At 58.4% G+C, this 18723-nt stretch carries 15 protein-coding genes; 11 read left to right on the top strand and 4 right to left on the bottom strand.

Annotated features, from left to right (window positions below):
• Nucleotides 1-36: 36 nt before the first annotated feature.
• The 3 genes from J1G35_RS18980 to gltA form a co-directional block, all read right to left on the bottom strand.
• Nucleotides 37-714, bottom strand: coding sequence for a hypothetical protein (locus J1G35_RS18980; RefSeq protein ID WP_223015718.1), 678 nt, complete (start codon nucleotides 712-714; stop codon nucleotides 37-39).
• A gap of 40 nt (nucleotides 715-754) precedes the next feature.
• Entirely contained in the window at nucleotides 755-2278 is a 1524-nt protein-coding gene (locus tag J1G35_RS18975) for a DUF2235 domain-containing protein (protein ID WP_223015717.1), read from the bottom strand.
• 305 nt (nucleotides 2279-2583) lie between these two features.
• The gene (gltA, locus tag J1G35_RS18970) at nucleotides 2584-3873 is read right to left on the bottom strand and encodes a citrate synthase (protein ID WP_003172803.1); all 1290 of its coding nucleotides are present in this window, start codon (nucleotides 3871-3873) and stop codon (nucleotides 2584-2586) included.
• Nucleotides 3874-4237: 364 nt separating this feature from the next.
• On the opposite strand from gltA, the gene sdhC reads away from it, so the two are divergent.
• From sdhC to J1G35_RS18915, 11 genes are all read left to right on the top strand, one after another.
• Entirely contained in the window at nucleotides 4238-4612 is a 375-nt protein-coding gene (sdhC, locus tag J1G35_RS18965; RefSeq protein ID WP_003172804.1) for a succinate dehydrogenase, cytochrome b556 subunit, read from the top strand.
• A complete protein-coding gene (gene sdhD, locus J1G35_RS18960) occupies nucleotides 4606-4974 on the top strand; it encodes a succinate dehydrogenase, hydrophobic membrane anchor protein (protein ID WP_003172805.1) in 369 nt (122 codons plus the stop codon). Before sdhC ends, sdhD begins: the two co-directional genes overlap by 7 nt.
• A 3-nt stretch (nucleotides 4975-4977) precedes the next feature.
• A complete protein-coding gene (gene sdhA, locus J1G35_RS18955; protein WP_223015716.1) occupies nucleotides 4978-6750 on the top strand; it encodes a succinate dehydrogenase flavoprotein subunit in 1773 nt (590 codons plus the stop codon).
• 11 nt (nucleotides 6751-6761) lie between these two features.
• Complete coding sequence (locus tag J1G35_RS18950; RefSeq protein WP_003172807.1) at nucleotides 6762-7466, top strand: succinate dehydrogenase iron-sulfur subunit; 705 nt, start codon at nucleotides 6762-6764, stop codon at nucleotides 7464-7466.
• Between the two features lie 261 nt (nucleotides 7467-7727).
• Complete coding sequence (locus J1G35_RS18945) at nucleotides 7728-10559, top strand: 2-oxoglutarate dehydrogenase E1 component (RefSeq protein ID WP_223015715.1); 2832 nt, start codon at nucleotides 7728-7730, stop codon at nucleotides 10557-10559.
• A gap of 44 nt (nucleotides 10560-10603) precedes the next feature.
• On the top strand, nucleotides 10604-11827 hold the full coding sequence (odhB, locus tag J1G35_RS18940; protein ID WP_223015714.1) for a 2-oxoglutarate dehydrogenase complex dihydrolipoyllysine-residue succinyltransferase: 1224 nt from the start codon (nucleotides 10604-10606) through the stop codon (nucleotides 11825-11827).
• A gap of 101 nt (nucleotides 11828-11928) precedes the next feature.
• Complete coding sequence (lpdA, locus tag J1G35_RS18935) at nucleotides 11929-13365, top strand: dihydrolipoyl dehydrogenase (RefSeq protein WP_053130497.1); 1437 nt, start codon at nucleotides 11929-11931, stop codon at nucleotides 13363-13365.
• Between the two features lie 204 nt (nucleotides 13366-13569).
• Nucleotides 13570-14736, top strand: a complete 1167-nt coding sequence (gene sucC / locus J1G35_RS18930; RefSeq protein WP_003210567.1) for an ADP-forming succinate--CoA ligase subunit beta — start codon at nucleotides 13570-13572, stop codon at nucleotides 14734-14736.
• Nucleotides 14736-15617: a succinate--CoA ligase subunit alpha gene (sucD, locus tag J1G35_RS18925; protein WP_003210566.1), complete on the top strand. Its 882-nt coding sequence runs from the start codon at nucleotides 14736-14738 to the stop codon at nucleotides 15615-15617. Before sucC ends, sucD begins: the two co-directional genes overlap by 1 nt.
• Before the next feature lie 412 nt (nucleotides 15618-16029).
• Complete coding sequence (gene brnQ / locus J1G35_RS18920) at nucleotides 16030-17343, top strand: branched-chain amino acid transport system II carrier protein (RefSeq protein WP_053128592.1); 1314 nt, start codon at nucleotides 16030-16032, stop codon at nucleotides 17341-17343.
• A 143-nt stretch (nucleotides 17344-17486) separates the two neighbouring features.
• On the top strand, nucleotides 17487-18224 hold the full coding sequence (locus tag J1G35_RS18915) for a DUF599 family protein (protein ID WP_053128594.1): 738 nt from the start codon (nucleotides 17487-17489) through the stop codon (nucleotides 18222-18224).
• Nucleotides 18225-18328: 104 nt separating this feature from the next.
• Here J1G35_RS18915 and J1G35_RS18910 read toward each other — a convergent pair whose 3' ends face one another.
• The gene (locus J1G35_RS18910; RefSeq protein WP_012723095.1) at nucleotides 18329-18580 is read right to left on the bottom strand and encodes a hypothetical protein; all 252 of its coding nucleotides are present in this window, start codon (nucleotides 18578-18580) and stop codon (nucleotides 18329-18331) included.
• Nucleotides 18581-18723: the final 143 nt, after the last annotated feature.

Raw genomic sequence — 18723 nt, 5'->3', positions numbered from 1 at the left:
TAAGGAATGCCCCGGTCGAAAGGCCGGGGCATTTTTTTATGGCTGCGGATTTACTTCGGCGGTCACGGTTATAGAAGGCGGGGGAATGTTGTCGGTATACAGCGCGTGCAGGCCCATCACGCGTCCAAGAAACATCACTTGGCGAAACATCATGGCAAGGAACAGCGCGCCGCCGATGAACGAGTAATAGAGGTAGTAAGGCTGCACTGCGTAGAATTTTACGCCGTCGGAGAAAAAGCCGATGAACATGAGCACGATCAGGCCGCTCAGCAGGTTTTGGCACAGTGTCACTTCGGCCATGGCTTTGACCAGGATGCGGCCGGCGTTGTCATTTGCTTTGCCCACCTGATCGATATGCACGGAGACCTGCTTCCAGCGCTGGGTAAAGGTAGCGCCGTTGTCCAGGTTCAATACCTTGCAGAAGGGCACGCGCTCCAGGATGAAGATCGATATAGCGTCCCAGATGACACAGAAGCCGGTCAGCACAATGCCTGATACGTAGCTGAGCAAAATCAGAATGAACAGATCGGCCCCGGAAGCCAGCGCGTTCGGTTTGCTGGGCGTGATGATGAAATCCATCTTGTAGGCCAGTGCTACCCAGAACGCCATTCCTGGGCACACTCGCGCAATCAGGTCGTAGTAAGCGCTGGGGATGAAGTTGAGCAGCGACGACAGCTCGGCGCCCATTTTTTGTTCAGCGGGTTTATCCGTCATGGAGCGTACTCCCTCAAGCGAGTGGGTGATGAGCCACGGATTATTGAATCGTCAACGCAACATGCCCTTTGTTATTGCCGTAGCAATTCCACGCGTCGTTGGCATAGGCATACAGATACCCTGAGCGTTTGGGCGTATAGGTGCAGCCGTGGCCGATGAGGAAGGACTCCGGTTTCAGCAGGATGGCCTTGGCGTCGACACCATCGCTGTTGGCGATGGCGCCGATAAGGCTGAACCATGGGTAATTCTCGTGGCGGCGGGTGAAGTAAAAGTTTGCATCGCTGTTGTTGAACAGCTTGCCGTACCAGTTTTCCAGTTTGCCCAGTGCGGTGCCGGCCAGGTAGGCCAGTTCACCGGGTTGGAAGTGGTTGTCCACTGGGCCAGCAGGGTCGCAGACGATCGAAGCGTCCAGCCACTCGCCACTGGCGCTGAAGGTGTACGTCGTGCCCGCGTTGAGCCATAGGCCAGTTTCGTTCCACGGCAGGCGTGCTGAGATGTCCAGTACCAGCGGGGTCGGGGGCGTCAGCAGGCGCGCCTTGCGGTAAGGCGATTGCGTGATGGGTGGGGTTTTCTGCCGCGCCAGTGCGGAGCTGTGGAACAGTGCCGGTTGCGTGTTGAGGTTGGCCACGCTGCGCGGCTGAGTCGCCAGCACATTGAACACGCCGTCGCAGGAGTCGTGCATGGTGTCGTAGAGGTCTGGCTTGATCTGCTTGACAATATCCGCCGCGAAATCCAGGCCCGTCGCGCTCGCTTCATCCAGCATCCACAGCAGTGCGCCATCGGCCAGGCCGCAGTTTTGATAGCCGCCGCCGACGTCGGAGTGCACGCCGGGAAACCAGATCTGCTTGAGTTCGGTGTCCTTCGATGATGGCTGGTTCCACAGCGTCGGCTGGAACGAGGCGCGGCGTTCGTCCATCGCCAGTGCGTGACGCGCATGCTTGACCGAGGGGTGTAGCGTGGTGTCGTGGAAGGTGTAGCGTTCGCGATTGTCGAGCAGGTTGAGCAAAGCCATGTCGTCGGGGATGCCCAGCGCGCCAACGGTGTCCCAGACCCCAATGAACTGAATCGGGATGGGTTCGCCAGCCTTGTTGTGGAATTCCCAGCCCTGGGCGCTCCAGTCTCCACGCTCTTCGGTTTTACGTCGGTAGCCGTAGGTGAGCAGCGCCTGAATGCGTGTCCAGACCTCTGCTGGCGGTAGTCCGGCGATCCGCAACAGCCCGCAGCGGCCGATGAATCCGGCAAGGCTGCGCACCGTGTAGGCCCCGCGGCTGAAGCCGAACAGATAGATCGCATCGCCGGGCTGGTAGCAGTAACAGAGCTTCTGGTAGGCGCTCATGATGTTGTTATCAAGGCCGGCGCCGGTGCCGCCGCCGACGGCTTTATCCCACCAGCTGCCGTTGGTGCCGACACCTGGGTGATAGTATTTGGTTTGCGCGACGCCCTGGGCGTCGAAGTCGGCCAGGGCGTTATACAGTCGCACCACGTTGGTGGGGGCGGGGACGCCCTGATCGAGTTGGTCGGGGGTATTCCAGGTACCGTCGCAGCAAATCACCAGATTAGCCATGGCAAATCCTTTACCTGCAAGCAGGAGCCAGTTCAAGAAACCCGGCGACGGGTTTGGCTGCATGCAGAGGGCAGCGCGGGGCACATCGGCCGGAAAGTGAGCGCTGACTACGGATACCTAGCGGTACGCTGGATTCAAGATCAGTACCGGGGAGGCGTCAAGTTGCGCCGGCAAAATACCGGTGGGGGCGGCGTTCGAGTGGCTCGTTACCGATTGGGATGTGTCGTTGCAGGCATGGTCGCTGCGGCAAAACGAACAAGGCCTCCAGAGGAGGCCTTGTTCAGTGCAGCTAAGCGGCTGATTGCTTACTTGCGATCTTCCAGCTTGGTAATGTCACGCGACTCGTAGCCGGTGTACAGCTGGCGTGGACGGCCAATCTTGTACGGGCTGGAGAGCATTTCTTTCCAGTGGGAGATCCAGCCCACGGTCCGCGCCAGGGCGAAGATCACGGTGAACATGCTGGTTGGAATGCCGATCGCCTTGAGGATGATCCCCGAGTAGAAGTCGACGTTCGGGTACAGCGAGCGTTCGATGAAGTACGGGTCGGTCAGGGCGATCTCTTCCAGGCGCATGGCCAGTTCGAGTTGCGGATCGTTCTTGATGCCCAGTTCCTTCAACACTTCGTCGCAGGTCTGCTTCATGACGGTGGCGCGCGGGTCGCGGTTCTTGTAGACGCGGTGACCGAAGCCCATCAGCTTGAACGGATCGTTCTTGTCCTTGGCCTTGGCGATGAACTTGTCGATGTTGGACACATCGCCGATTTCATCGAGCATGGTCAATACGGCTTCGTTCGCACCGCCGTGGGCAGGGCCCCACAGTGCGGCGATACCGGCGGCGATACAGGCGAACGGGTTGGCACCCGAAGAACCTGCCAGGCGCACGGTAGAGGTGGAGGCGTTTTGCTCGTGGTCGGCGTGGAGGATGAAGATCCGGTCCATTGCCTTGGCCAGCACCGGGCTGATCGGTTTGATCTCGCACGGGGTGTTGAACATCATATGCAGGAAGTTTTCCGCGTACGTCAGGTCGTTGCGCGGGTACATCATGGGTTGGCCCATGGAGTACTTGTAAACCATTGCGGCCAGGGTCGGCATCTTGGCAACCAGGCGGATCGCGGAAATTTCGCGATGCTGCGGGTTATTGATGTCGAGGGAGTCGTGATAGAAGGCCGACAGGGCGCCGACCACGCCGCACATGACGGCCATCGGGTGGGCGTCGCGACGGAAGCCGTTGAAGAAGGTCTTCAACTGCTCGTGAACCATGGTGTGGTTCTTCACAGTGCTGACGAACTGGGCTTTTTGCTCGGCTGTTGGCAATTCGCCATTTAGCAGCAGGTAGCAGGTTTCCAGGTAGTCCGATTTTTCAGCCAGTTGCTCGATCGGGTAGCCCCGGTGCAGCAGGATGCCATTGTCGCCGTCGATATAGGTGATCTTCGACTCGCAAGAGGCGGTCGACATGAAGCCTGGGTCGAAAGTGAAACGGCCCGTGGCCGTCAGGCCCCGTACGTCGATAACATCGGGACCAACGGTGCCGGTTAAAATGGGCAGCTCGACGGGGGCTGCGCCCTCGATGATCAACTGCGCTTTTTTGTCAGCCATGTGGCCTCCTATTTATGCTTCAAATCATCAGACAGACCCCCCACGCAGGGCCCGCACCACTATAGTGAGATAAATTCAGATGTCAATTTGCCTAAAGTCTTGCCCCAGAAGGCTTTAACCGTACTTTTTCCTCGAAATTGCCTGCCATTTACGCCTTTTATCCCGCCAGCGCAATCCGCTATTAGGGTGAGGAGCGCGCGTTGTCATTAGTAACCTAACTGTCTATACTCGGCCACCGACCGCCAAGGGCTTTTGGGCTTGCTTTCATTGGGGGTCGCACTCCCTGGGTGGTGCTTACCTGACCAGTGCACTCCCCAACAACTTTGCCCTGATTGTTAGGGGCTCTTCAGTGTGAAAAAAAGCCGTGAATAGCCAACGACCTGTAAACCTAGACCTAAGGACCATCAAACTCCCCATCACCGGCGTTACGTCGTTCCTGCACCGTGTTTCCGGCATCATCCTGTTCCTGGGCTTGGGCATCATGCTTTATGCATTGAGCAAATCCCTGGGTTCCGAGGAAGGATACGCCGAGGTGAAGGCATGCTTGACCAGCCCGCTGGCCAAGTTCGTAGCATGGGGCCTCCTGTCCGCTCTGCTGTATCACCTGGTAGCCGGTGTGCGCCACTTGATCATGGATATGGGCATCGGTGAGACGCTGGAAGGCGGCCGCCTGGGCTCGAAAATCATCATCGCCATTTCCGTGGTGCTGATCGTTCTGGCAGGAGTTTGGATATGGTAACCAGCGTTACGAACCTTTCGCGTTCGGGCCTCTATGACTGGATGGCACAGCGTGTGTCTGCGGTCGTTCTCGCGGCTTATTTCATCTTCCTGATCGGATACCTCGTCGCAAACCCGGGCATTGGCTACGAGCAATGGCACGGGCTGTTTTCCCACAATGCGATGCGAATCTTCAGCCTGCTGGCCCTTGTAGCCCTGGGCGCTCACGCCTGGGTCGGCATGTGGACCATCGCGACTGACTACCTGACGCCGATGGCGCTGGGCAAGTCCGCGACCGCAGTCCGTTTCCTCTTCCAGGCAGTATGCGGCGTCGCGATGTTCGCTTACTTCGTCTGGGGTGTGCAGATTCTTTGGGGTATCTGATTCATGGCTAACATTCCAACTATTTCCTTCGACGCCATCATTATTGGTGGCGGCGGTGCCGGCATGCGCGCAGCGCTGCAGCTGGCCCAGGGTGGTCACAAGACTGCCGTGATCACCAAGGTATTCCCGACGCGCTCCCACACCGTATCGGCCCAGGGTGGCATCACCTGTGCCATCGCGTCCGCCGACCCGAACGATGACTGGCGCTGGCACATGTACGATACCGTCAAGGGTTCCGACTACATCGGTGACCAGGACGCTATCGAATACATGTGTCAGGAAGGCCCGGCCGCAGTGTTCGAGCTGGACCACATGGGTCTGCCGTTCTCCCGTACCGAGCAAGGTCGTATCTACCAGCGTCCATTCGGCGGCCAGTCGAAGGACTACGGTAAAGGTGGCCAGGCTGCCCGTACCTGCGCCGCGTCCGACCGTACCGGTCACGCGCTGCTGCACACCCTTTATCAGGGCAACCTGAAGGCCGGCACTACGTTCCTGAACGAGTACTACGCTGTCGACCTGGTGAAAAACGCACAAGGCGAGTTCGTCGGTGTGATCGCCATCTGCATCGAAACCGGTGAAACCACCTACATCCGCGCCAAGGCTACTGTTCTGGCGACTGGCGGTGCAGGTCGTATCTACGCGTCCACCACCAATGCCCTGATCAACACCGGTGACGGCGTTGGCATGGCCCTGCGTGCCGGCGTGCCGGTGCAGGACATCGAAATGTGGCAGTTCCACCCGACCGGCATCGCCGGCGCCGGTGTACTGGTGACCGAAGGTTGCCGTGGTGAAGGTGGTTACCTGATCAACAAGCACGGCGAGCGTTTCATGGAGCGTTATGCTCCGAACGCGAAAGACCTGGCGGGTCGTGACGTTGTTGCCCGTTCGATGGTTAAGGAAATCATCGCCGGCAACGGCTGTGGCCCGAATGGCGACCACGTACTGCTGAAGCTCGATCACCTGGGCGAAGAAGTGCTGCACAGCCGCCTGCCGGGTATCTGTGAGCTGTCCAAGACCTTTGCCCACGTTGATCCAGTGGTTGCTCCGGTTCCGGTTGTTCCAACCTGCCACTACATGATGGGCGGCGTGCCGACCAACATTCATGGCCAGGCGATCACCCAAAACGCCGACGGCGTGGACGAGATCATCCACGGTCTGTTCGCAGTGGGCGAAGTGGCGTGCGTATCGGTTCACGGTGCCAACCGTCTGGGCGGTAACTCGCTGCTCGACCTGGTGGTATTCGGCCGCGCTGCCGGCCTGCACCTGGAAAAAGCCCTGACCGACGGCATCGAATACGATGACGCCACCGACGCCAACATCGAAGCTGCCCTGGCGCGTCTGAACGCTCTGAACGAGCGCACTGATGGCGAAGACGTGGCAACCCTGCGTCGCGAGCTGCAAAACTGCATGCAGAACTACTTCGGTGTATTCCGTACCGGCGAATACATGCAGAAGGGTATTGCCCAGCTGGCCGATCTGCGCACGCGCATCGCCAACGTCAAGATCAACGATAAGAGCCAGGCGTTCAACACCGCTCGTATCGAAGCCCTTGAGCTGCAAAACCTGCTGGAAGTGGCTGAAGCGACTGCGATCGCTGCCGAGGTTCGTAAAGAATCCCGTGGTGCCCACGCTCGTGAAGACTTTGAAGACCGCGATGACGAAAACTGGTTGTGCCACACCCTGTACTTCCCGGGTGACAAGCGCGTAACCAAGCGTGCCGTGAACTTCTCGCCGAAGACGGTTCCGACGTTTGAACCGAAGATTCGGACTTACTAAGGGTGGCTGCCATGTTGAAAGTCAGTGTTTATCGCTACAACCCTGATCAGGACGCTGCGCCGTTCATGCAGGAGTTCCAGGTCGATACCGGTGGTAAAGACCTGATGGTGCTGGATGTATTGGCACTGATCAAAGAGCAGGACGAGGGTTTCTCCTATCGTCGCTCTTGCCGTGAAGGTGTTTGCGGTTCCGACGGCATGAACATCAACGGCAAAAACGGCCTGGCGTGCATCACGCCGCTGTCCGCCGTTGTTAAAGGCAACAAGCTGATCGTTCGTCCTCTGCCAGGTTTGCCGGTTATCCGTGACCTGGTCGTCGATATGAGCATCTTCTACAAGCAATACGAGAAAGTTAAGCCATTCCTGCAGAACGACACGCCGGCTCCGGCCATCGAGCGTCTGCAGTCCCCAGAAGAGCGTGAAAAGCTCGACGGTCTGTACGAGTGCATCCTGTGCGCTTGCTGCTCGACCTCGTGCCCGTCCTTCTGGTGGAACCCGGACAAGTTCCTGGGTCCAGCTGCCCTGCTGCAAGCGTACCGCTTCCTGGCAGACAGCCGTGACACCAAGACGTCCGAGCGTCTGGCTTCGCTGGATGACCCGTTCAGCGTATTCCGCTGCCGCGGGATCATGAACTGCGTCAACGTATGTCCCAAAGGCCTGAACCCGACTAAGGCCATTGGTCACATCCGTAACATGCTGCTGCAAAGCGGCGTGTAAGCGACGTTGTAGCAAAGCAGGACCGTTGTGCCCGTAAATGCTGCGGCGCAGGCTTCAACCGGCGCCGTAGTTTTAACTTGAGCAGCGACTTACAAAGCCGCGGCTCTTATTTTGAAGAAATGAGACAAGCAGGGGCATTCGGGTTGGTACCCGAACTATCAGCGTGATCCTAAGTGGCTTGTTTTGGTCGCTGCACTTGGCCTTTTGCAAGCAAACTCGGTGTTTTCGCCGGTGGTGTCCCCAAATCGAGGGTGACCAAGCATGCAAGAAAGCGTGATGCAGCGCATGTGGAACAGCGGCTATCTTTCAGGTGGTAACGCTGCCTATGTGGAAGAGCTTTATGAGCTCTACCTGCACGACCCTAACGCTGTGCCAGAAGAATGGCGCACCAAATTTCAGACGTTGTCTTCAGACGGCAACGCTGCCACCGATGTATCGCATGCAACAATTCGCGATCAGTTCGTGCTGCTGGCAAAGAACCAGCGCCGCGCCCAGCCGGTTTCCGCCGGAAGCGTGAGCAGTGAGCACGAGAAGAAGCAAGTTGAAGTACTGCGACTGATCCAGGCCTACCGGATGCGTGGCCACCAGGCGGCCCAGCTTGACCCGCTGGGGCTCTGGCAGCGTCCTGCACCTGCAGACCTGTCGATCAATCATTACGGCTTGACCAATGCCGATCTTGATACGACCTTCCGTGCCGGCGACCTGTTCATCGGCAAAGAGGAAGCGAGCCTACGCGAAATTCACGAAGCGTTGCAGCAGACATATTGCCGCACCATTGGCGCTGAGTTCACGCACATTACCGATTCCGAGCAACGCCACTGGTTCCAGCATCGCCTGGAAGGCGTGCGTGGCCGTCCGGTGCTGTCTGCCGATGTACGCAGCCACCTGCTTGAGCGCGTGACCGCAGCCGAGGGCCTGGAAAAATACCTGGGTACCAAATACCCGGGCACCAAGCGTTTCGGCCTGGAAGGCGGCGAAAGCCTGATCCCGATGCTCGACGAGCTGATCCAGCGTTCCGGTTCCTACGGCACCAAGGAAATCGTGATCGGCATGGCCCACCGTGGTCGCCTGAACGTGTTGGTCAACACCTTCGGCAAGAACCCGCGTGAGCTGTTCGACGAGTTCGAAGGCAAGAAGAAGGTCGAGCTGGGTTCCGGTGACGTTAAATACCACCAGGGCTTCTCGTCCAACGTGATGACCACCGGCGGTGAAGTTCACCTGGCCATGGCCTTCAACCCATCCCACCTGGAAATCGTTTCTCCAGTGGTCGAGGGTTCGGTCCGTGCTCGCCAGGATCGTCGTAACGACACTACCGGTGAAAAGGTCCTGCCGATTTCCATCCACGGTGACGCGGCATTCGCCGGTCAAGGCGTGGTCCTGGAAACCTTCCAGATGTCGCAGACCCGCGGCTTCAAGACCGGCGGTACCGTTCACATCGTCATCAACAACCAGGTTGGCTTCACCATCAGCAACCCGCTGGATGCGCGTTCCACCGAGTACGCCACCGACGTTGCCAAGATGATCCAGGCGCCGATCCTCCATGTGAATGGCGATGATCCGGAAGCCGTACTGTTCGTGACCCAACTGGCTGTCGACTACCGCATGCAGTTCAAGCGTGACGTGGTGATCGACCTGGTTTGCTACCGCCGTCGCGGTCACAACGAAGCTGACGAGCCAAGCGGCACCCAGCCGTTGATGTACCAGCAGATCACCAAGCAGCGCACCACCCGTGAGCTGTATGCCGAAAGCCTGACCAAGGCCGGTATTGTTGACGATGCGCGTGTTCAGGCGAAGATCGATGAATACCGCAACGCGTTGGACAATGGTCTGCATGTAGTAAAAAGCCTGGTCAAAGAGCCGAACAAAGAGCTGTTCGTGGACTGGCGTCCGTACCTGGGTCACACCTGGACCGCGCGCCACGATACCTCGTTCGATCTGAAGACCCTGCAGGAACTGTCCGCCAAGCTGCTGGAAATCCCGGATGGCTTCGTGGTGCAGCGCCAGGTTGCGAAGATCTACGAAGACCGTCAGAAGATGCAAGCCGGCGGCCTGCCGATCAACTGGGGTTACGCCGAAACCATGGCGTACGCGACCCTGGCGTTCGAAGGTCACCCGATCCGCATGACCGGCCAGGACATTGGCCGTGGTACGTTCTCGCACCGTCACGCGGTATTGCACAACCAGAAAGACGCGGGCACCTACATCCCGTTGCAGAACCTGTACGAAGGCCAGCCGCGTTTCGACCTGTACGATTCGTTCCTGTCCGAAGAAGCCGTACTGGCGTTCGAATACGGTTACTCGACCACCACGCCGCAGGCGCTGGTGATCTGGGAAGCCCAGTTCGGCGACTTCGCCAACGGTGCCCAGGTGGTGATCGACCAATTCATCACCAGCGGCGAGCACAAGTGGGGCCGTCTGTGCGGTCTGACCATGTTGCTGCCACACGGTTATGAAGGTCAGGGCCCGGAGCACTCCTCGGCCCGTCTGGAGCGTTACCTGCAACTGTGCGCCGAGCACAACATCCAGGTGTGCGTACCGACTACCCCGGCGCAGATCTACCATTTGCTGCGTCGCCAGGTGATCCGCCCGCTGCGCAAGCCGCTGGTAGTGCTGACCCCGAAATCGCTGCTGCGTCACAAATTGGCCATCTCGACACTGGAAGATCTGGCGGACGGTTCGTTCCAGACCGTGATTCCAGAAATCGATACGCTGGACGCCAGCAAGGTCACTCGCCTGATCCTGTGCAGCGGCAAGGTCTACTACGACTTGCTGGAAAAACGTCGTACCGAAGGCCGCGAAGACATCGCCATCGTGCGTATCGAGCAGCTTTACCCGTTCCCGGAAGATGACCTCATGGAGATCATCGCGCCTTACACCAACCTCACCAATGTGGTGTGGTGTCAGGAAGAACCGATGAACCAGGGCGCGTGGTACAGCAGCCAGCATCATCTGCGTCGCAGCATCGGTAACCACAACAAGGCCCTGGGCCTGGAGTACGCCGGTCGTGATGCTTCTGCTGCGCCTGCGTGTGGTTATGCGTCTATGCACGCCGAGCAGCAGGAAAAACTGCTGCAAGATGCTTTCACTGTTTAACGCCTTCGCGCTGACTGAAACCGAATTTTAAGGACCCACAGATAATGGCTATCGAAATCAAAGCCCCGTCATTCCCGGAATCGGTTGCCGATGGCACCGTTGCCACCTGGCACAAGAAACCAGGTGAGGCCGTCAAGCGTGACGACCTGATCGTCGACATCGAGACCGACAAAGTCGTGCTGGAAGTGTTGGCCGAAGCTGACGGCGTGCTGGGCGCAATCGTTGCCGAAGAGGGCGCTACCGTTCTGTCGAACCAGGTACTGGGCTCGATCGAAGAGGGCAGCGCTGCCGCTGCTCCTGCCGCTGCTGCCGCCCCGGCCGCTGCTTCGGCTCCAGCTGCAGCTCCGGCTGCGGGTGGCGAAGACCCAATCGCTGCACCGGCTGCGCGTCAGCTGGCTGAAGAAAACGGCATCAACCTGGCTTCCATCAAAGGCACCGGCAAAGACGGCCGTGTGACCAAGGAAGATGTGGTTGCCGCTGTTGAAGCGAAGAAAAACGCTCCGGCTGCCGCGCCTGCCAAGGCTGCTGCCCCGGCTGCCGCTGCGCCTGTGTTCGCTGCTGGCGACCGCACCGAGAAGCGTGTACCGATGACCCGCGTTCGCGCCACCGTGGCCAAGCGTCTGGTTGAAGCACAGTCGAACATGGCGATGCTGACCACTTTCAACGAAGTCGACATGACCGAAGTCATGGCCCTGCGTTCGAAGTACAAGGATCTGTTCGAGAAGTCCCACAACGGCGTGCGCCTGGGCTTCATGTCGTTCTTCGTGAAAGCGGCCACCGAAGCGCTGAAACGCTTCCCGGCAGTCAACGCTTCCATCGACGGCAGCGACATCGTTTACCACGGTTATGCTGACGTCGGCGTTGCCGTGTCCAGCGACCGTGGCCTGGTGGTTCCGGTCCTGCGTAACGCCGAGCTGATGAGCCTGGCCGAAATCGAAGGCGGCATCGCCGGCTTCGGCAAGAAAGCCCGTGACGGCAAGCTGACCATCGACGAGATGACCGGTGGTACCTTCACCATCACCAACGGTGGTACCTTCGGTTCGATGATGTCGACGCCGATCGTTAACCCGCCACAAGCCGCGATCCTGGGCATGCACAACATCATCCAGCGTCCGATGGCCATCAACGGCCAAGTCGTGATCCGCCCAATGATGTACCTGGCGCTGTCTTACGATCACCGCCTGATCGATGGTAAAGAAGCCGTGACTTTCCTGGTGACCATCAAGAACCTGCTGGAAGACCCGGCTCGTCTGCTGCTGGATATCTGATAGAAGCAGCTGCAGGCCTCAAGTGACAGATTGCCGGATAAGGCAGTTGGGCTTGGGGCTTGCGGCTTGAAAGCTTGCTGCTAAATAGAGGAACTATTTTCATGTCGCAGAAATTTGACGTTGTAGTGATTGGTGCGGGTCCTGGCGGCTACGTTGCCGCCATCAAGGCCGCACAACTGGGCCTCTCGACTGCTTGCATCGAAAAATACACCGACAAGGAAGGCAAACTGGCATTGGGCGGTACTTGCCTGAACGTTGGTTGCATTCCTTCCAAGGCGCTGCTGGACAGCTCCTGGAAATTCCACGAAGCCCAAGACGGCTTCGCGATCCACGGCATCAACCATGCTGGCGTGACCATGGACGTGCCAGCAATGGTCGGCCGTAAAGCCAACATCGTTAAAGGCCTGACTTCGGGCGTTGCGACCTTGTTCAAGGCCAACGGTGTGACTTCCCTGCAAGGTCACGGCAAACTGCTGGCCGGCAAGAAAGTTGAAATCACCAAGCCGGACGGTTCGGTAGAAATCATCGAAGCCGAGAACGTGATCCTGGCCCCAGGTTCGCGTCCAATCGACATTCCACCGGCTCCGGTTGACCAGAACGTGATCGTTGATTCGACCGGCGCCCTGGAATTCCAAGCTGTTCCTAAGCGCCTGGGCGTCATCGGCGCTGGCGTGATCGGCCTGGAACTGGGTTCGGTCTGGTCCCGCCTGGGTTCCGAAGTGACTGTGCTGGAAGCCCTGGACACGTTCCTGCTGGCTGCCGACACCGCTGTGTCCAAGGAAGCGCTGAAAACCCTGACCAAACAAGGTCTGGACATCAAGCTGGGTGCTCGCGTGACCGGTTCCAAGGTCAACGGCGAAGAAGTCGTGGTGACCTACACCGATAAAGAAGGCGAGCAGACCATCACCTTCGACAAGCTGATCGTAGCCGTTGGTCGCCGTCCAGTGACCACCGACCTGCTGGCTTCCGACAGCGGCGTGAACATCGACGAGCGTGGTTTCATCCACGTTGACGATCACTGCGCTACCACCGTTCCTGGCGTCTACGCCATCGGCGACGTGGTTCGCGGCATGATGCTCGCGCACAAGGCTTCCGAAGAAGGCATCATGGTTGTCGAGCGCATCAAGGGTCACAAGACCCAGATGAACTACGACCTGATCCCATCGGTTATCTACACCCACCCGGAAATTGCATGGGTCGGCAAGAACGAACAGCAGTTGAAAGCTGAAGGCGTTGAAGTTAACGTCGGCACCTTCCCGTTTGCCGCTTCTGGCCGTGCCATGGCAGCCAACGACACCGGTGGTTTTGTCAAAGTCATCGCTGATGCCAAGACTGACCGCGTATTGGGCGTCCACGTGATTGGCCCGAGCGCTGCAGAACTGGTTCAGCAAGGCGCGATCGGTATGGAATTCGGCACCAGTGCCGAGGACCTGGGCATGATGGTCTTCTCCCATCCGACCCTGTCCGAAGCGTTGCACGAAGCAGCGTTGGCAGTGAATGGCGGCGCCATCCACATCGCCAACCGCAAGAAGCGCTAAGCGAGATAATAAGAAACCACGGCGGAGTTGCCCGTCGTGAGCCTTGCGCGCAAGACTCACCGCGGAATATCCGCTGGACGCAGTCTTGCGCAGCTTTACGGGCCTTGAGCCCCGCAAGTTGCGCAAGCAGCAGTCACAGGTGGCGCGGCACTCATAATGAGCGCAGCGCCGAATGCGCAGTACCTAACGAAGACGGTAAAAAGCATGAATCTTCACGAGTATCAGGGTAAGCAGCTGTTCGCTGAATACGGCCTGCCAGTTTCCAAGGGCTACGCAGTAGACACCCCGGAAGCAGCAGCAGAAGCTTGCGACAAAATCGGTGGCACCGAGTGGGTTGTCAAAGCCCAGGTCCACGCTGGTGGTCGCGGTAAAGCGGGCGGCGTTAAGCTGGTTCGCAGCAAAGAAGACGCCAAGGCCTTCGCACAGCAGTGGCTGGGCAAGCGTCTGGTGACTTACCAGACTGATGCCAATGGCCAGCCAGTCACCAAGATCCTGGTTGAATCGTGCACTGATATCGCTAAAGAGCTGTACCTGGGCGCTGTCGTTGACCGTTCGAGCCGTCGCATCGTGTTCATGGCTTCCACCGAAGGTGGCGTGGACATTGAGAAGATTGCCGAAGAAACCCCAGAAAAAATTCTGAAAGCCACCATCGATCCACTGGTTGGCGCTCAGCCATTCCAGGGGCGCGAGCTGGCTTTCCAGCTGGGCCTGGAAGGCAAGCAAGTTGCCCAGTTCGCCAAGATCTTCGTAGGTCTGGCCAAACTGTTCCAGGATCACGATCTGGCCCTGCTGGAAGTGAACCCGCTGGTGATCAAGGCTGACGGCGATCTGCACTGCCTCGACGCCAAGATCAACATCGACGCCAACGCCATGTACCGTCAGCCTAAGCTGAAAACTTTCCACGATCCGTCGCAGGACGATCCGCGCGAAGCGCACGCTGCCAAGTTCGAACTGAACTACGTAGCCCTGGAAGGTAACATCGGTTGCATGGTCAACGGTGCTGGCCTGGCCATGGGTACCATGGACATCGTCAACCTGCATGGCGGCAAACCAGCCAACTTCCTCGACGTAGGCGGTGGTGCTACCAAAGAACGCGTAACCGAAGCCTTCAAGATCATCCTGTCCGACTCCAACGTCGCTGCAGTACTGGTCAACATCTTCGGCGGCATCGTTCGTTGCGACATGATTGCCGAAGGCATCATCGGTGCAGTGAAAGAAGTCGGCGTTAAAATCCCGGTTGTTGTGCGCCTTGAAGGCAACAACGCTGAACTGGGCGCTAAAGTACTGGCAGAAAGCGGTTTGAACATCATCGCGGCTACCAGCCTGACCGACGCTGCTCAACAAGTTGTCAAAGCTGCGGAGGGCAAATAATGAGCGTCCTGATCAATAAAGACACCAAAGTTATCTGCCAGGGTATTACCGGTTCGCAAGGTAGTTTCCACACCCAGCAAGCCATCGAATACGGCACCAAGATGGTTGGTGGCGTAACTCCGGGCAAAGGCGGCACCGAGCACCTGGGCCTGCCAGTGTTCAACACCGTGAAAGACGCTGTAGCTGCCACTGGCGCCACCGCCAGCGTGATCTACGTTCCAGCTCCTTTCTGCAAGGACTCGATCCTGGAAGCAGCATTCGGCGGCATCAAGCTGATCGTGTGCATCACCGAAGGCATTCCTACCCTGGACATGCTGGACGCTAAAGTTAAGTGCGACGAGCTGGGCGTAGTCCTGATCGGCCCTAACTGCCCAGGCGTGATCACTCCAGGCGAATGCAAGATCGGCATCATGCCAGGTCACATTCACTTGCCAGGTAAAGTCGGTATCGTTTCCCGTTCCGGCACCCTGACCTACGAAGCTGTGAAGCAGACCACTGACGCCGGTTTCGGTCAGTCGACTTGCGTCGGCATCGGCGGTGACCCGATCCCAGGCTCCAACTTCATCGACATCCTGAAGCTGTTCCAGGAAGACCCGAAGACCGAAGCGATCGTGATGATCGGTGAGATCGGCGGTTCGGCTGAAGAAGAAGCGGCTGCCTACATCAAGGCACACGTGACCAAGCCGGTTGTTTCCTACATCGCTGGTGTGACTGCCCCTGCGGGCAAGCGCATGGGCCATGCTGGCGCAATCATCTCTGGCGGCAAAGGCACTGCAGACGAGAAGTTTGCTGCCCTGGAAGACGCAGGCGTTAAAACCGTGCGTTCGCTGGCAGACATCGGCAAGGCTTTGTCCGAGCTGACCGGTTGGGCTGTCAAGTAAGCCTCACGCTTAGCTGACGCTTTACCAGCAAAGGCCACCTTCGGGTGGCCTTTGTGCGTTTTGGATGTACTCGATCCAATGTGGGAGGGGGCTTGCTCCCGATAGCGGTGGTTCAGTCACTGATGAGGTGACTGAGCTACCGCTATCGGGAGCAAGCCCCCTCCACATTTTTGTCTGTATTGCCAAATTTGGTATGAAAACGCGACATGTAAATGTCGCTTATCGGACAGTTCGCCCCGCAACAGTGCGTTTGTCAGGCTAATTCTGTACCCTAGCCGCCTCTTTATGCGTCCGCCTCCCAAAAGGAAGCTGCGCGCTAGACCGGCCGGTGCCCATAAGGGCCGGCAGCATTTCCCTCATCCATAGGGAATCCCTCTCTAAATTCCGATTCAGTAGTGTGGTATTTCCTCAAATGAAAGTGTTGAAAAGCCAGGACATCCTGGCGTTGGGCTTCATGACCTTTGCCCTGTTCGTGGGCGCCGGCAACATCATCTTCCCGCCTATCGTTGGTTTGCAGTCCGGGCCTCACGTCTGGATGGCGGCGCTGGGCTTCCTGATCACCGCCGTTGGTTTGCCGGTGGTCACTGTGATCGCCCTGGCCAAGGTCGGTGGCGGTATGGACGCGTTGAGCAGCCCGATCGGCAAGATCGCCGGTGGCCTGCTCGCGGCGGCGGCGTATCTGGCGGTAGGGCCGCTGTTCGCCACCCCGCGTACCGCGACCGTGTCGTTTGAAGTGGGCCTGGCGCCGCTGACCGGCGAAAGCCCGCTGGCGCTGTTCCTCTACAGCTCGGTGTATTTCCTGGTGGTGTTCTTTGTCTCCCTGTACCCAGGCCGACTGCTGGACACCGTGGGTCGTTTCCTGGCGCCGCTGAAGATCATCGCGTTGGCCATTCTCGGTATTGCCGCGTTTGCCCTGCCGGCAGGTGAGGTGGGTGTTGCCACTCCGGAATACGTCGCCGCGCCGTTCTCCCAGGGCTTTGTCAATGGTTACCTGACCATGGATACCCTGGGTGCGCTGGTGTTTGGCATTGTGATCGTCAACGCGATCCGTTCCCGTGGTGTCGAGTCGCCCAAGCTGATCACCCGCTACGCGATCATTGCCGGGTTGATTGCCGGCGTGGGCCTGGCGCTGGTGTATATCAGCCTGTTCCGTCTCGGGGCGGGCAGCCATGAAGTGGCGGCTGGCGCTGCCAATGGTGCCGCCGTATTGCACGCCTATGTGCAGCACACCTTTGGCTCCCTGGGCAGTGGTTTCCTGGCCGTGTTGATTTCGCTCGCGTGCCTGGTCACCGCTGTCGGCCTCACCTGCGCTTGCGCCGAGTACTTCAGCAAAATCCTGCCACTGTCCTACAAGACCCTGGTCGTGATCCTGGCGCTGTTCTCGCTGTTCGTGTCGAACCTGGGCCTGACCAAGCTGATTGCGTTCTCGATCCCGGTACTCACCGCGATCTACCCGCCATGCATCGTGCTGGTGGCCTTGAGCTTCTGCAAAGACTTCTGGCAGGAGCAGGGCCGTATCGTCGGGCCGGTCATGCTGGTGTCGTTCATCTTTGGCTGTATCGACGCGCTCAAGGGTGCCGGCCTCGCGGGCTGGATGCCTTCGCAGCTGGCGAACCTGCCGCTGAGCGAGCAAGGCCTGGCGTGGTTGGTGCCGTCAGTGATGACGCTGGGTGTGGCGGTCGTCATTGATCGCATGCTGGGTAAGCGCAGCGAAGCCATCGCATAACAAGCGGGTTTCATGCAGTACGGAAATGCCTCGTATCAATCGATACGGGGCATTTTTTTTGAGCCGCGGGCAGTGTCTTTTTCTTTGCGCTAACGTCGAACAGACGCAAAAAGTTTTTCAATCTCGTTTCTGCAAGGACCCGCATGTCGTTCGTCGAAGCCAATCAGATCCACCTGCTTGCCGCCCTCTGGTTCATCCTGTGTTGGGGCGGCTACACCCGTTATGCCACTTGGAAAGCCCGAGATACCGCGTGCCTGGCCAGCGTGCTGCATTTGTATCGCGAAGACTGGATGCGCCGCATGTTGCTGCGCGACAATCGCATCGCCGACGCCAGTGTGATCGGCAACCTGGAGCGTAACGCCTCATTTTTCGCCTCCAGCACCTTGATCATTCTCGCCGGTATTCTCACGGTGCTGGGGGCCTCCGAGCGTGCGGTGTCGTTGTTGGCGGACATACCCATGGTGCAGCAAGCCTCTCAGGGGATGTCGGAGATCAAGTTGCTCTGCCTGGCGCTGGTCTTCGTCTATGCGTTCTTCACCTTCAGTTGGTGCATGCGCCAGTACAACTTTGCAGCAGTGCTGGTAGGCTCGGCGCCGATGATCGGAGAACGGCATGTGTCGGAGCAGGAACGCAAGGCGTTCGCCCTGCGTGCGGCGCGGGTAATCTCAATGGCTGCCAACCAGTTCAACTTTGGCCTGCGCGCTTATTACTTCGGCATGACCATGCTGGCGTGGTTTGTCAGTCCCTGGTTGTTCATGTTGATGAGCGCCGGGGTGGTGTTGGTGCTGTACCGTCGGGAGTTTCATTCCGACGTACTGCAAGTGATGGTGTATACGCAGACGGATACGCCGCTGCCGGAGGCTGTCAAAGAGGCGGCTTAGTGCGCTCCAGCCTATTAACGCGGCGAATAAAAACAGCAGATAAAGTAAAGCCCGCTATCTAAGCGGGCTTTCTTTTTGCAGCAAAGCTATTTCATGCCGCGGTATCAAGAACCGGTGGCAGGGGTAGCAGGTGCTGCTTCTTTTGCGGCGGCTGCGTTCGATTCAGCCTGAGCTTTGGCAGCATCGGCGTTTTCTTTCGCAGCGTCGTTCACTTTATCCTGAGCTTTCGCCATGTCTTTTTGAGCTTGCTCGGAATGTGCTGCAGCGTCTTGGGCTTTGTCTTCGGATTTTTTATCGCAAGCAGCGAGACCGAGGGCAGCGGCCAACATCATGGAAATAGCTAAAGTCTTACGCATGGGGTGTTTCTCCTTAGTGAAGATATCTTCTGGCCTTTCGAGCATGGCAGTTCAGCATTAGTTCCTTTTATTCCACAGATATATAAACCGCCGTCTCAAAGGAACTTTCACCCCTAGCGCCCATTTCGCACATCAACACTAAT

It is taken from the genome of Pseudomonas sp. SH10-3B (genome assembly GCF_019891415.1).
Lineage (GTDB): Bacteria > Pseudomonadota > Gammaproteobacteria > Pseudomonadales > Pseudomonadaceae > Aquipseudomonas.
The sequence above is the reverse complement of the archived record's forward strand: the minus strand, read 5'-3'. Positions and strand labels throughout refer to the sequence as shown.